This is a genomic window from Clostridium sp. AF15-41 (assembly GCF_003604095.1).
GTDB lineage: Bacteria > Bacillota > Clostridia > Lachnospirales > Lachnospiraceae > Coprococcus.
The window spans coordinates 15,228-30,607 of the sequence record NZ_QTMQ01000015.1 but is presented as its reverse complement, the minus strand read 5'-3'; the positions used below and the strand labels follow the sequence as shown (position 1 = coordinate 30,607).

General features: G+C 40.5%; 13 protein-coding genes and 2 tRNA genes. 3 read left to right on the top strand and 12 right to left on the bottom strand.

Annotated elements, in window-relative coordinates; translation table 11 throughout:
• Positions 1-7 precede the first annotated feature (7 nt).
• The 5 genes from ispF to DWW43_RS10280 form a co-directional block, all read right to left on the bottom strand.
• Positions 8-556, bottom strand: a complete 549-nt coding sequence (gene ispF / locus DWW43_RS10300; RefSeq protein WP_119963513.1) for a 2-C-methyl-D-erythritol 2,4-cyclodiphosphate synthase — start codon at positions 554-556, stop codon at positions 8-10.
• Between the two features lie 147 nt (positions 557-703).
• Positions 704-777, bottom strand: a tRNA-Met gene (locus tag DWW43_RS10295).
• Between the two features lie 15 nt (positions 778-792).
• Positions 793-865 (bottom strand) — tRNA-Val (locus tag DWW43_RS10290).
• Positions 866-984: 119 nt separating this feature from the next.
• Positions 985-1,509 (bottom strand): DUF1700 domain-containing protein, encoded by a 525-nt coding sequence (locus DWW43_RS10285; RefSeq protein WP_008400684.1) that lies wholly within the window; start codon positions 1,507-1,509, stop codon positions 985-987.
• Positions 1,510-1,600: 91 nt separating this feature from the next.
• On the bottom strand, positions 1,601-2,668 hold the full coding sequence (locus DWW43_RS10280; protein WP_243104467.1) for a transglutaminase domain-containing protein: 1,068 nt from the start codon (positions 2,666-2,668) through the stop codon (positions 1,601-1,603).
• 199 nt (positions 2,669-2,867) lie between these two features.
• Between DWW43_RS10280 and argH the strand changes: the two genes are divergently transcribed.
• On the top strand, positions 2,868-4,253 hold the full coding sequence (gene argH / locus DWW43_RS10275; RefSeq protein ID WP_008400682.1) for an argininosuccinate lyase: 1,386 nt from the start codon (positions 2,868-2,870) through the stop codon (positions 4,251-4,253).
• Between the two features lie 15 nt (positions 4,254-4,268).
• The gene (locus tag DWW43_RS10270) at positions 4,269-4,499 is read left to right on the top strand and encodes a hypothetical protein (protein ID WP_008400681.1); all 231 of its coding nucleotides are present in this window, start codon (positions 4,269-4,271) and stop codon (positions 4,497-4,499) included.
• A gap of 285 nt (positions 4,500-4,784) precedes the next feature.
• Here DWW43_RS10270 and sigG read toward each other — a convergent pair whose 3' ends face one another.
• The 7 genes from sigG to DWW43_RS10235 form a co-directional block, all read right to left on the bottom strand.
• Positions 4,785-5,561, bottom strand: a complete 777-nt coding sequence (gene sigG, locus DWW43_RS10265) for an RNA polymerase sporulation sigma factor SigG (RefSeq protein WP_008400680.1) — start codon at positions 5,559-5,561, stop codon at positions 4,785-4,787.
• Between the two features lie 101 nt (positions 5,562-5,662).
• Positions 5,663-7,261 (bottom strand): peptide chain release factor 3, encoded by a 1,599-nt coding sequence (locus DWW43_RS10260; RefSeq protein WP_008400679.1) that lies wholly within the window; start codon positions 7,259-7,261, stop codon positions 5,663-5,665.
• 2 nt (positions 7,262-7,263) lie between these two features.
• Positions 7,264-7,767 (bottom strand): helix-turn-helix transcriptional regulator, encoded by a 504-nt coding sequence (locus DWW43_RS10255; protein WP_021943746.1) that lies wholly within the window; start codon positions 7,765-7,767, stop codon positions 7,264-7,266.
• Positions 7,768-7,818: 51 nt separating this feature from the next.
• Positions 7,819-8,523, bottom strand: coding sequence for a 4'-phosphopantetheinyl transferase superfamily protein (locus DWW43_RS10250; protein WP_008400677.1), 705 nt, complete (start codon positions 8,521-8,523; stop codon positions 7,819-7,821).
• A gap of 153 nt (positions 8,524-8,676) precedes the next feature.
• A complete protein-coding gene (locus DWW43_RS10245) occupies positions 8,677-11,250 on the bottom strand; it encodes a tubulin-like doman-containing protein (protein ID WP_008400675.1) in 2,574 nt (857 codons plus the stop codon).
• A gap of 441 nt (positions 11,251-11,691) precedes the next feature.
• Complete coding sequence (locus DWW43_RS10240; protein WP_119963511.1) at positions 11,692-13,344, bottom strand: alpha-amylase family glycosyl hydrolase; 1,653 nt, start codon at positions 13,342-13,344, stop codon at positions 11,692-11,694.
• Positions 13,345-13,465: 121 nt separating this feature from the next.
• On the bottom strand, positions 13,466-14,374 hold the full coding sequence (locus tag DWW43_RS10235) for a LysR family transcriptional regulator (protein WP_119963510.1): 909 nt from the start codon (positions 14,372-14,374) through the stop codon (positions 13,466-13,468).
• Between the two features lie 284 nt (positions 14,375-14,658).
• Between DWW43_RS10235 and DWW43_RS10230 the strand changes: the two genes are divergently transcribed.
• A complete protein-coding gene (locus DWW43_RS10230; protein ID WP_165853064.1) occupies positions 14,659-15,360 on the top strand; it encodes a DUF6198 family protein in 702 nt (233 codons plus the stop codon).
• Positions 15,361-15,380: the final 20 nt, after the last annotated feature.

Below are 15,380 nucleotides of genomic sequence, written 5' to 3'. Positions count from 1 at the left end.
AAACTACCTACTGTCTGACCGGACAGCCCTGACAGCCGGCGCAGCCTCCCTGGTTCATTCCCATAACATCATAATCATAGTTCCCGACAGTCTCTAACAGACAGACAGCCTGTGAACTGATTCCAAGACCCGCTCCGGTAAATCCCAGCTTTTCCTCTGTCGTAGCCTTCACATTCACCCTGTTCACCGGAAGTTCCAGACATTCTGCAATATTCTTTCTCATATCTTCTATATATGGGGCAAGCTTCGGCTGCTGTGCGATCACTGTCGCATCTATATTCTCTATAAAGAAAAATTTCTCATCCAGAAGCTTCTTCACTTTCTTTAACAGCACCATGCTGTCTGCCCCCTTATAACGGTCATCTGTATCCGGAAAATGCCTGCCGATATCTCCCAATGCCGCAGCACCGAGAAGCGCATCCATGATCGCATGAAGCAGAACATCTGCATCTGAATGCCCAAGCAATCCTTTCTCGTATGGAATCTCCACTCCGCCAAGGATCAACTTTCTGTCTTCTACTAATTTATGAACATCATAGCCCATTCCAACTCGCATATTTGATTTCTCCTTATTTTTTCATTCACTCATATTTTTCTATCGTTATGATGACCACATGAACCGGCATCAATATGCCGGTTTATTCAAATACCATCACACTGCTACAAAAAAAATCGCCATGATATCATGACGATTAAAGGTTAGTAGCGGGAGGGGGATTTGAACCCTCGACACTGCGGGTATGAACCGCATGCTCTAGCCAACTGAGCTATCCCGCCATATTTTATTTTAAATGGGACCTACAGGGCTCGAACCTGTGACCCTCTGCTTGTAAGGCAGATGCTCTCCCAGCTGAGCTAAGATCCCATTTCGTTTGTGTTCTCTGTCGAACACCTTTGCTAGTATAAGGGATATACCGATAATTGTCAAGAACTTTTTTCAACTTTTTTAAAACTTTTTTTATCTGTTAAAAATTCTGCTTCCAACTACATTCGATGATTGTCGATCAGACTGATGATCAGGTTCACGATAAACAAAATTGCAGCAACCGGAATAATCACATATACAAGAATCTTAACTCCGATCACAACCAGTAATACGATCAGGGCAAGTAATAAAACAAGTCCGATTCCGATCACAACCTTACCAAGCGTCGTAGAAAAATCAAGTTTTCCAAAGCAGACACTGGTATTTCCATTTTCATCCATTTTGATATGCCAGCCCTTTGGTGTATCTCCTCCATCTCGGCTCACACTTCCGCGTCTGCCGTTCGTTGTCTCTGTATAAGTATAGCTCTGTTCTGTCCGGTCAGCTCCTGCGGTATCAACGATCGTCTTTGCGATCAGTCGCCCGGAGCCAAGTTCCGCAACAATTTCCTCCTCAGTCTTACCTTCTGCTATTTTTCTCCGGAAATAAGACTCATAATATTCTATTGTTTCACGATATTTCTCATATGATACATTCCCATCCAATCCTTCTCTGAGCTGATCCATAAATTCCTTCTTACTCATTTTTATCACACTTCACTCTCCCCTGTTCATCAGGCATTGAGTTTTCCTTTCTCCCGTACTGTCACGGGCATTTTGTTTTACAATAATAAAATCATGTATTTACATATACAATGATCACATAATATTCTCCCATATCTTCAACCAGATACTTAAGTTTTTTTATAGCCGAACTGTCATAGAGAAATGACAGATCCGGTCTGTCCGTATCCATATAATAAACAATTGCTTCGAGCACATCCGAGCGTCCGATCTGCTTCGTGATCCCTTTCTTATATGCTTCAAAATCATCAAACACTGCAAATGTCTTCACATAATAATTCATATCTGTATCTGTGCAGGTACGGTAAAACTCCCGTTCCCATGTATGATTTTCGGCAAGTGCCTCATCTGTCAGATTAAAATATGTGTGTTTTATATACGATCCCATGTCCGGAACCGCATCATCCCAAGTCAGATCGATATTATACCATTTGCCATTAAGTTCAACCTGATTCCACGCATGCAGGTCACCATCTGCCGTTCCGACTACAATATCACATGGAATATCAAGACAGGTCATCAACATAAAAAACGCTTCCGCATAACCATCACATACTGCTTTATGAGATACAAGGACACCATAGGCATCATATGCATCCTGCTGTTTCTCCGGAAAACCATATACACAGTTTTTTATCAGATAGTCATGTACCGCCACCTCTTTGTCAAAATCACTCATCGGTTCTTTGATGCAGGTCTGATAAAATTCTATATATGCATCATACATAGCAATCGCTTTCTTTTTATCCGATGGTATCTCTTCATCAAAAAGCACTTTCCGGATCACATAGTAATTCTCGCTACGATCAAAAGAAAGCTGAATTGCAAGATAATCACCGGAAGATACCAATACCCGATAGGTATCTACACTTCCGAATGCCGAATCCACATATTTATTAATATCACTGATATCCTTTATCTTTACATTCTTTACATAAAAGATATCAGAATCATTTCCATCCTCCATCGAATGCATTACATTTGTTCGTAATGCTACCAGTCCGTTCACAACATCCTGACGATGAAATATATTAAAAAATGCCCATCTTCCTGTATAGAAAAGAACGATCAGCACAAGTGCCGTAATGATTCCTTTCAAAATAAAATGTCGTTTCTTCATCCAATCCATCCATTCTGACAATTTAGGTTATTTTATCATCTGTCCACAACTGCTGTAAACCTGTAAATATCTTTTTCATAAAAATTTGATATTTACCATGCAAAATTCTTCTGCTAATCCCTGTTTTTGTTGATTAAGCTCTCATCCTGTTGTAAAATGAAACAGTTAAAATAATTTTAGAGAAAAGAGGAACTACATTATGGCACAGCTCTGGGGTGGTCGTTTTACAAAAGAAACAGACCAATTAGTATATAACTTTAATGCTTCGATCTCTTTTGATCAGAAGTTCTATAAACAGGATATCCGCGGAAGCATCGCGCATGTTACCATGCTTGCAGCATCCGGCATCCTTACAGAAGCAGAACGAGATCAGATCATCGACGGCTTAAACAGCATACTTACCGATGTGGAAAATGGTACACTTGAAATCACATCCAAATATGAAGATATTCACAGCTTTGTAGAAGCAAATCTGATTGACCGTATCGGTGATACCGGTAAGAAATTACATACCGGAAGAAGCCGTAATGATCAGGTAGCTCTTGATATGAAGCTCTATGTAAGAGATGAGATCGTTGAAATTAAAGCTCTTGTGCTGGAATTAATGAACACCTTACATTCCCTGATGAAGGAACATATCCACACATATATGCCCGGATTTACACATTTACAGAAGGCGCAGCCGATCACTCTCGCCCATCACTTTGGTGCATACATGGAGATGTTCAAGCGTGATTACGGCCGTCTGTGTGATATCTATGCAAGAATGAATTACTGTCCACTGGGCTCCGGTGCTTTAGCCGGCACAACTTACCCTCTGGATCGTGAGCTAACTGCTTCCCTGCTTGATTTTGCAGGTCCTACTCTTAACAGTATGGATTCTGTCGCAGACCGTGATTACTGCATCGAATTATTATCCGCTCTTTCAACGATCATGATGCATCTGAGCCGTTTCTCAGAGGAGATCATTATCTGGAATACAAATGAATATCAGTTTGTCGAACTGGATGACGCATACAGCACAGGAAGCTCGATCATGCCACAGAAAAAAAACCCTGATATCGCAGAGCTGGTTCGTGGTAAGACCGGACGTGTCTATGGCGCACTGACTTCTCTCCTTACCACAATGAAGGGAATTCCGCTTGCTTATAATAAGGATATGCAAGAGGATAAGGAATTTACCTTTGATGCGATCGATACCGTAAAGGGATGTATCGCATTATTTAACGGTATGATAAAAACTATGACTGTAAATAAAGACCGTATGGAAGCATCTGCAAAGAACGGATTCACAAATGCTACGGATGCTGCCGATTATCTGGTAAACCACGGTGTTCCATTCCGTGATGCTCACGGCATCGTAGGTGAACTGGTTCTCACCTGTATCGAACGGAACATCTCGCTGGATGAGCTTCCACTAGACGACTACAAGGCAATCTGTCCGGTATTTGAAGACGACATCTATCTGGCGATCAGCATGGAAGAATGTGTCAATAAACGTAATACAATCGGTGCTCCAGGACCGGAAGCTATGAATAAGATCATCGAGATCAACGAAGCTTATCTGAAGGATCTGAATAAGTAAGGAGATGAATCAGAAATGAATCGAACAACAAAAGCAAAATATGATCTGGCAGAACGAATGTTAAATGTTCACATCGAACCGGCCGAGGTTGCCATAATGAGCGATCTTCCACTCGAGGAAGTAGAAAAGCTGAAAGCAAATCTCATGAAAAACAGCGACACCGGCGGCACAACCGTTCAGGACTATATGGCAGAGCTTGCCACCGAAGCCAAATCACAGCTAGAAGCTCAAAACAAGAATAAATAGAGCAAAAAAAGCACAATAAATGTAAAAACTATAATAAAATATGGGAAATCACAATAACACAGATTTACCTATAAACAAATAAAGAGGTATCTATATTTTGTTCTACAGACCTTTTTCATGTCGGTCCTTAACGAACCGCAAGGCGGTGAGTTTAGTACCGCTACGTGATAACTGAGCCCTTACCAAGGCTATTTAGCCGAGGTTAGTTCGAAGTTATACAGCGTAAAAATAGAATGAAAATGCTCTGTAGAATAAATATATAGATACCTCTTAATCGTCCATATATTATCTGAGGTAGCCCTTTAGAGATTTGATTGCACTCTTTTCGATACGGCTGACCTGCGCCTGTGAAATGGCGATCTCCGATGCGACCTCGGTCTGTGTCTTTCCTTCAAAGAAACGGAGCCTTAATATATTATATTCTCTCTCGTTTAATTTCTTCATTGCCTCTTTCAATGAAATATTCTCTACCCAATTTTCTTCTTTATTCTTCTTATCACTTAACTGATCTACGATATATAACGTATCTCCGCCTTCCTGATAAACAGGCTCATATAATGAAACCGGTGTCGATATGGCATCCAGTGCTGTCGTGATATCTTCCGGTGCTACATCGATCTCCTTTGCAATTTCATCCACGGTCGGTTCCCGATCCAACTTCTTTAACAAAGCATCCTTTGTGTAAATTGCCTTATATGCAATATCTCTTAACGACCTGGATACCCTGATACTGTTATTATCCCGCAGATACCTCCGACATTCTCCAAGTATCATCGGAACTGCATATGTTGAAAACTTCACATTCAGACTCCGGTCAAAATTATCAATTGCTTTTATCAATCCTATGCATCCAACCTGAAACAGATCGTCAGGGTTCTCATTTGAATTCGAAAATCTCTGGATCACACTCAGAACCAGTCGCAGATTGCCCTTGATAAAGGTCTCTCTGGCAGCCATATCTCCCTGCTCGATCCTGTCAAACAATTCATCCTTTTCCTTGTCTGTCAGCAACGGAAGTCTGGCTGTATTCACACCACATATCACTACCCTGTTCAGTGCCATATCATGTTCCTCCTGCTTATGTCTGCCTGTCTGTCAAACGGATTTTTTCTTAGGCCTCATAAGAAAAGGATTTACATTTTCAAGGTAGATTATTCATTTATTTAATTCTTTCTGAACTCTAACAGTTCCAGTCCTTCATTATGCTCAAGCACCTGATTGATAACCCATTCATTTGCAAATAATAATAATGGATTACCCTTCATATCCTTCACCTTCTTAACATCGCTGACACGTTTCAGCTTTGTAAGATCTGTAGATGGATCTTTTACCCAACGGATATAGTTATAAGGGATCGGCTCTAAACGGATCTCACATCCATATTCATTCTCCAGTCTGTATTTTAATACATCAAACTGAAGAACACCTACAACACCTACGATAATCTCAGACAATCCTGCTGTAAACTCCTGAAAGATCTGAATTGCACCCTCCTGCGCGATCTGAGTAACACCCTGTACAAACTGCTTACGCTTCATTGTATTCATCTGAACAACACGACAGAAATGCTCCGGCGCAAATGTCGGGATTCCTTCGTACTGGAATTTCTTACCCGGAAATGTAAGAGTATCACCGATTGAAAATAATCCCGGATCAAATACACCGATTACATCACCCGCATATGCTTCTTCTACGATCTTACGATCCTGCGCCATAAGCTGCTGCGGCTGGGATAATTTTAATTTACGCTTACTGGCTGCATGGTAAACCTCCATACCGGCTTCAAATTTACCTGAACAGATACGCATAAATGCGATTCTGTCACGATGCGCTTTATTCATATTTGCCTGTATCTTAAATACGAAAGCTGAAAATGGTTCTGTAACCGGATCGATCACACCCTGATCCGACATTCTTCCAAGAGGAGGTGTCGTCATTTTCAGAAAATAATTCAGGAACATATCGATACCGAATGTATTCAGTGCAGAACCAAAGAATACGGGTGAAAGCTCTCCCTTCTGAACCTTCTCGAGATCGACTTCATCGGTTGCACCGTCAACCAATTCAATTTCTTCCTTAAACTGGTCATACAGGTACGGTCCGATCAGATCCTTAAGCTCCTGATCCTCGATATGATATTGCGTCTCCGCAGCCTTCTTCGCACCACCGGTTGAGATTGCTTCAAAGGTATCGACCATCTTGGTCTCTCTGTCATAGACACCCTTAAATTCCTTACCGGAACCGATTGGCCAGTTCATCGGACAGGTACGTATTCCAAGGACATTTTCAATCTCATCTAACAATTCAAATGTATCTCTTGCATCACGATCCATCTTATTAATAAATGTAAAAATCGGGATATGACGCATTACACAGACCTTAAAAAGCTTGATCGTCTGTGCCTCTACACCCTTTGAGGCATCAATAACCATAACAGCAGAATCCGCAGCCATCAGGGTTCGATATGTGTCTTCTGAGAAATCCTGATGTCCCGGTGTATCAAGAATATTGATACAGTAGCCTTCATAATTAAACTGAAGAACGGATGAGGTAACTGATATACCTCTCTCCTTCTCAATATCCATCCAATCGGATACCGCATATTTGGAATTTGCTTTTCCTTTTACCGATCCTGCCGTATTGATTGCACCACCAAACAGGAGAAACTTCTCTGTTAAAGTCGTCTTACCGGCATCCGGGTGGGATATGATCGCAAATGTTCTTCTTTTCTTAATCTCGTTTTCGATATTCTTGTCTGCCATTTCTAATTTCCTCTTTTACTCATAATTGAATCTTTATTTTTTTTAGCCCACATCATCAACGATTGAATGTTGACCGACATTTTTTCCAATTCAGACAGAACCGAATCAAACTGCTCCAGTTCTCCTTCATCTACAATTCCATCGGAGGTGATATTGATCAGTTGCTCCGTAATATTCTCCATCTTCTGAGAAGATCCAAGGAACTGAAGGATCAGTCGATCCAAGCTATCTGCATTGATCGGTTTCACTGTCTCACGACCGATTGCACACTCCCCTGAGCAATACATATTACAAAGCTCCGGTATCTCATATACATCCGCCATCGCCAGAACTTCTTCCGGATAAGGAACTGACATGCCAAGCTCGATCCGTGATAACCGCGTCCGGTCAATATTTAAAATCTCAGCCGTCTTTTCCCGGCTGGTAAGATTTGGATTATTCTTTGATGCATTATATCTTGCGATATAATACGGATTATTCAGTGCTTTCGTAGCTTTTTTACTCATATCATGTTCCTCCAAAACTTCACTTATGTAGCAGTACATAAATTTTCATCATCATATTACCACACAATCTACATTCTGAGAAGAAAAAAGAACCGACTTATCAGAAAATACAGTTTCTTCTAACAAACCTTCCTTATCTGCACAGGCACAGAGATTATATTCCCGACCTGTTTTATCTGTTATTCTGAATTCTCGGAAATAGACATTTTTCTTTTTCATCTCTGAACGATCCATAATTTTTTTCTGAGTCGGATCTGAAAAATCAAGTCCTTTTCCTGTCATCTTACCAAATGATTCCATCCGGGTCCAGACCCGCGCAAAATATAACGCAGCCGCATCCGGATCCAACTTCTTATATTGTTCTTTGTCCGCTTCTGAAAATAACCGGTTCACGATCTTCTCCCGTCCACCCTGTATCAGCTCGATATCAATGCCACAGGACAGATCGTGTTTCGTTTCTTTATGAAAGATCAGAACTGCAACGCATCCGCTGTGACTGATATTAAATGCTATCTCAGGATGATCTGCCAGATAAACCTTGCCATGCTCCATGATCTGATAGCGACAGTCTTTCTCAGACAAATGACACTCTTTTAACGCCCGGTCAAGCAAAATTCCCGCAGCAACCGACAATTTCTTATCCTTCTCATATCGAAGCCTATTCACTTTTTCCAAACGATACTCAGACAGCTCTTCCAGATACTTTTTCATCTGCTCCTCTGTCATATCCGACACATCCGCATACCAAATCAGCATGGAAATTTTCCTTTCTATCTATTCATGTAAATCTTTTTCTAGTATAACCATATTCCGGTAAAAATCAAATTTAAAAAAACCCCACATACGAAAGTTTGAAAAACACTAACGGTTTCATACACCTCCACATGCAGGATTCTTTCATACTATTTATTATAACGTGCAAAGATTCGGGAAATCTCTCATATCCCTATTCACTTCGTCAATATGCAGTCCCTTGTAAGAACTATCTACTGCATTATAGGCTTTCTGCATCTCTGCTGTACATGCCATCATAGATGCAGGCACGCCGACATACATATCATTGATCGAAATCTCGATCTCCCCAGGATTCAATGTAATGGAATCCTCCTTCTCATTATATGGTTTATCCATCAGGATTCCTTTTACTGCCCTACTGAAATACGGCATTACATTTGGCACTGATATATATTTCTTATTTAACAAAAGTTCTTTGTAGCCATCCTTGAGCACACATAACTGCTTTTCTTCCTGAATATCATTTACAAATGCAGCAGCTACCTTCTGCATAACTTCATCCCGTCGGTCATTTGTCGGTGAACCAAACATAACATTGATATCATTCTCCGCAAGCTTCTTATCAGAGAATGCAACGGATAACATCTTCTCCGGACCATATGCTCCGATACCGCTGAATAAACGACGATAAATCTTCTCCATCGCATCCTTGACAGGAACAACTCTTCCGTTATCAATATTTGCTTCATTATCTAACATCAACCGGATCAATCCATCCTTTACCTCATTGATACGACTGTCATTTACATAATCAGTCGGAAGGAATTCATGTCTGGCTGCATTCTTTAATATATTCTTGGTTGTTACCTTACCTTCATTTGCAAGATCCTCGATTGAATTCTTCAGGTCTTCTCCGAACTGGGAATAGATCTCATCCAAACGCTCTGCTCGCTGCTGCAACCAACGAAGTGTATCACCAAACAGATCCTGTGCATCAATCTCATCCATGATCCGATTTCGTTCTGCAGCAAGTGTCTCTTTGATACAGGCATCATAATATCCATTCTCTGTCTCACGCTTTGCAGACGGAAAAGTGAAGAAACGTTTTGCTACAATCTCACATATAGATTCTATAATTCTGGAATATTCACCGGATGGTGTATATTTGCTGTGAAGCTCCTGCAGCTTCTTAACCTCTGCCATCATACCTCTGGTAGAATCTGCCACACCGGCTGTCGGTGCTCCGATAATATCAATTGCTGCATACGGACCGCATTTCTCGATATATCTGGCAATTACCGCATCTAAGGAATTCCATAATTTATTCTTAATGGACTTGATCATAACCGGAAGCTCCTTATCCATATTATCAAGCTTCTCACCCATATGTTCTCTGAGTCCGTCTGTATGCTTCTTGATCATCTTATAGGTTGGCTTCGTAAACTGTCCAAACTGGATCAACCCGTTCACACTGAGGTTGATCTCATCCCCCGGCTCTGCATGAAGAAAAGCATCCAGTTCCTTTAAAGCATCCTTAATATCCGTTTCAATCTGCGGATTGTCGAACGGAGATACAAATAATCGCTTATACGCCTTATTGAACAGATCACTCTCACAGATATTCTCAATCTCACGGATTGGTATCTTATAATCTGCTTCACTGACAACCTTATAATAACAGTTTGCTGTCGCAATCTCAGAATCCGAATGCTCCATCTTCCAGTTTGTCACAGAATATTTCTCGTTATCAAAGAACACATCACGAAGCAGCTTCCTGTCATCATTTACATCATTGTTACCGATATATTTATTACATGCAAGCTTATATAAGAAGCTTGCTGTATCCATAAGAATTGTTCCCTCCGGCAGATATCCCTGACTGTCCTTTTTACCGGATACAAGCATACATGCATCGAACAGATTCTCCCGGATCACCATCTTGTGAGTGGTGCTTTCAAATATATATGCATCATCCTTTTCTGAAAGCTTCATATAATAATCAACTTCTTTTAACGCAGCACAGCCATTTGCCATCATTCGGAACATTAATTCCGGATCTTGGGTTACGCTCTTGTTGCCAAATATAACATCCGGCATTAACAAACAGCCTCCGATCCGAAGATTCGCCCACTTTTTTGCCTTTCCGTATGCACGAATATTATATGCAAGATCGGATAAGATACCGCTTCCGGTTCCGCCGGAAAGACTTGATACGATGATCACATCCATCCAGTTACCATTCGCTTTATCATGGATCTCTTCCAGTCTGTCAAATAACAGCATACGGATATCTTCATAAGCATTTGAAAACATCAGTCGTCCGATCTGACGATTGCCATGCGCACCATCCTTTGTCACTGTTACATCCGGAAAATCTGCATCCATCCAGTTTGCTAGATTCGGATGTACCGGATTCTTCTTGATTCCATCCGCAAGTATATTTTCAATATTAGGTCTGTAGATACTTAATACTTCAAGTGCATTAAAACCAATATGTTCTTTACTGTCCTCAATTGTCTGTTCCATCTCGGGAATATCTGAATCAACCATCAGAAAATGAATATTATCCTCCGGTGTGATATCATCGACCATCATTCCTTTTAAATTACAAACTGTTCTGCTTCCGATTCCACCTAAACCAATTACAAGCAAATTCCCATTAAACCGGTCATCATGACTGATCCTTCCAAATACGCGGATGTCTCTCAGTTTGCTAAATTCTTCTTTTTGCGTATCAATAAGTATCATATACAATCTCCTTAATTATAACCATTCCCCCGGCACAGAAGCGGGTTCAGCCAATTCTGCGCAGCTCCGTCACAAATATACTAACATATATATTTTATGCTAACACTATTTTATGTGATTTTCAACAAAAAGCTACATATTTTTTAGAAGTTTTGTATTCTTTTTCCTATACAATCTTAACATTCTACACATAACTCTTATTCTTTATGCATAAATTTTTGCGACAAAAAAGTCCATCAGACTTGCTCATTCAGAAAACTGACTCTGCTATAAATGACTCGCTGATGTCATTTTATAACAGAGCCAGTCCTCTGAAGGAAACAAGTCTGATGGACTTTTTCTGTCTATAAATTTCTCTAATAAAATATTATACAAAATACTTAATACCATCTTCTCATAGTAATTTTCATTACTATAAGTAAAATGTAGGCAAATTATATATTATTCATTGGTTAAATATACGACAACACCCTTGTTTGCCGGGAGGTCTACGATCAGCTTACCATCGCGGATCTCAAGGCTTTCTCCACCTGTACAGTCACCGCCTGCGGCTACAGCGTTTCTCTCCTGCTTATGCATAGTCTGTTCGAATTCGCCGATCACACGATGCATGTTGTTCATGGTATCATTCAGATTTCCAAACAGATTCCATACTGCCTGTCCGAAGTCTGCGCCTGTTTCCAGTGCTTCTAATGCCTTACGGATATCTTCTGCCTTATAGCGGATCTCACCGGAGGCTCCAACCAACTGACCGGCTTTATCAAGCAGCTCATTTCGTGCATTTCCCCATGCCTTTGCTGTTGCATCATCTGTACAGGTATCCTCCTGTACTTCTGTTGACTGATCGATCGTCAGGAGGTTGACTGCTTTATTTGCACCAATCGGCAGATTGATCTCCATGTGTGCACCGTTATCTGCATTATTCAATGCTGTTACAACTGCACGTCCATCCAGACATCTTGCAAATGCAAACTGTCCGGTAGTCAGATACAATTCCCGGTAGTCTCCATAGGTCAGTTCCGGAAATCTCTGTTTCAGATGCCCAAGTGTTGTATACAATGCAGGGAGCTCATCTTTTTCATTAAAATCAGCCAGATTCAGATCCGGACGCAGATTCCAGTCTGAACCATTCTCCTTATTGCCCGGTATACCGAATTCAGAACCGTAATAGATTGACGGAATTCCCGGTACGGTATATACGAGGATCGCTACATTGTACATATGCGCCTTGTTATTTAATTTACTGTAAATTCTTGCTACATCGTGGTTATCACAGAAAGTATATAACTTCTTGTCACCTACAATGCCATTTAAACGCTTGATCGTATGTGCAATCTCAAAATAGTTATGGTCGTTATGTCCGGAATACAAGCCCTTATGCAGTTCATAATTTGTTACGGAATGGAGCATATCGTTATTTGCCCATCTCGAATAATCTCCATGAATAACCTCGCCCATCAGCCAGAAATCCGGCTTTAATCCATTGCAGAAGGAACGTAATTCTTTCATAAAGCCAAAATCAAGTACGTCCGCAGCATCCAGACGGATTCCATCAATATCAAATTCATCGACCCAGAACTTTACGGTTTCAAGATGATAATTCTTCACTTCCGGATTCCAGAGGTTTAATTTCGCAAGCAGATTATATCCGCCCCAGTTATCATAGGAAAATCCATCGTTATATTCGTTGTTACCCCAGAAATTCACATTGCAGTACCAATCCTTGTATCTGGAATTCTCCCGGTTCTGCTTTATATCCTGAAATGCAAAGAACTCTCTGCCTGTATGATTAAATACACCATCTACGATGACCTTTACATCATTTGCATGACAGTTCTTTACGAACTGCTTGAAGTCATCATTTGTTCCAAGTCGTCTGTCTACCAGCCGATAATCGGTTGTATCATATCCATGAGAACCGGATTCAAATAACGGCCCTATATAAATCGCATTGCATCCGATCCGCTTCGCATGCTCCGCCCATTCATTTAACTTGTCAAAATGCTCTCCTGTCTCTCCATTGTTATCATGTGGACATCCACACAATCCAAGTGGGTAAATATGATAAAATACTGCGCTGTCATACCATGCCATAGTCTTTATCTCCTTTTATCATTTTTTGTATACATATTGCAAAAAGCCATACATATCACTCATGTAAAATTATACCACAAACCTGTCGTATACGCGAAACTTTTATGCAAATTCCGATTTCCTATATATTCCATATAAATTTATCTTCCTGCATTTCATTTTTTCCCGACACATAATCATAAAAACTCTGTACACAGGGAGGCTTATAAGCAGTCGCGTCACAGACCATATAATACATCCGGTCTGCCCGGGGCTTTCTTAGCTTCAGGATTTTTACCGTAAGCCGTTCTAAGAGCTTCATATAAGGAACAACAGCAATTCCAAAGTTATGCGCTACAAGGCCGGCAATTACTTCATCTTCTTCTGTCTCATAAGCAATCTGCGGTGTCTTACCTATCAAGCTATATAATTCGTTTATCACATCCCGCATACCGGAACCTTCCGCAAAATAAATCTGCGGATATTTTAATGTATCCGCAAGATCTACATTTTTCTCTTCTGCGAGCGGGTGCCCCTCCGGGGTGATTACGACAAGATCCTGTCTGCCAACCGGAAGAACAGACAGACCACTTTCATCCACCGGTCTGGAACAGAATATAATATCGTACTGTTTCTCTTTCAGTCCATTTATTAACTCATGTGTTGTTCCTGTATGAAATGAAAACTGAACCATTTCATCCTGTAACCTTTTCCTATAATCATCAGCCAATCCCGGAACAAAGTCCATACCAAGCGGTCGAACAAACCCTAATCTTATGACACCTTCTCCATGTGCTGCCTTCTGCATCAGACGAATGCCCTGATCGAGCGTCCGGATCGTATTCTCCGCATAAACCAGAAATTCTTCTCCATACCTCGTAAGTACAGTGTTACGTCCTGTCTTTTCAAATAATAATACCCCAAGTTCTTCTTCTAACTGGTGAATCGCATGGCTTAAACTCGGCTGTGTGATGTTCAGATTCTTTGCTGCCTTCGTGTACTGCTGTTCCTTTGCCAGTTCCACGAAATATCGTATATAAAATAAATTCATCCGTTTACCTCTTTCTATCTGACTTTTGATGTTCGATTCATTTTCTGTTTTCATCCAAAAAATTTATATTTGAATCCATTATTTATATTATACTCATAGATTTTATATAGACAATATCTATAGAATTATAAAAACTATTCATTTGTTATCATTTGCATGGAGTGTTACAATACGGAACCGTGAAAGGCATATAAAAATGAAGCAAATCCGCTTACATATAATACCGAAATAATCCATTATACATATCGATATGATAAAAACAAATGAAAGGATGCAGCTTTAAAATGAATATATATATACAAAACCATATCATCCAAGAAACAGATGCTCATATGACTCGGCATATCGTGTATGGTGAAATAGCTTTGATCGTTGCCGTATGCATAAACGGCTTCGCAGTCGTTCTGATGTTATATTCCGGTGCAGGGATTTCTGCGATTTCCAGTGTTCCTTACGCCTTTTCCGAGGTGCTCCCAAAGCTCAGCTTAGGTACTTGGACCTACATCTTTCAGGGACTTCTGGTTCTCACCCTGATGATTTTACGGAAGAAATTTGTCCCTCAATATCTGTGCAGTTTTATCGTTGGTTTTTTCTTCGGGAAACTGCTTGATGTCCATGAAATGTGGATCAACATTCTTCCAACCGCTATCGGATACCGGATTCTTTATTTTATAATTAGTTATGTGCTGATCTGTATCGGTATCGCACTTTCCAACCGTTGCGGTCTGCCAATCGTTCCTACCGACCTTTTTCCACGCGAGCTGTCGCAGATCATAAAGAAGAAATATTCAATCGTTAAGATTTCTTTTGACGTCATCTGTCTGCTTACAACTGCCTGTATGACAGGCTTCTTTCTCGGTCATATCAAAGGTCTTGGGATCGGAACTATATTGGCAGCTTTTACAATGGGAAAAGGTATTGCTATCGCCGGACAGATCATTGATAAATATATGATCTTTGTCACCTATCTGTCCAGAAAGAAATAGATTTTTATATAAATATTTTG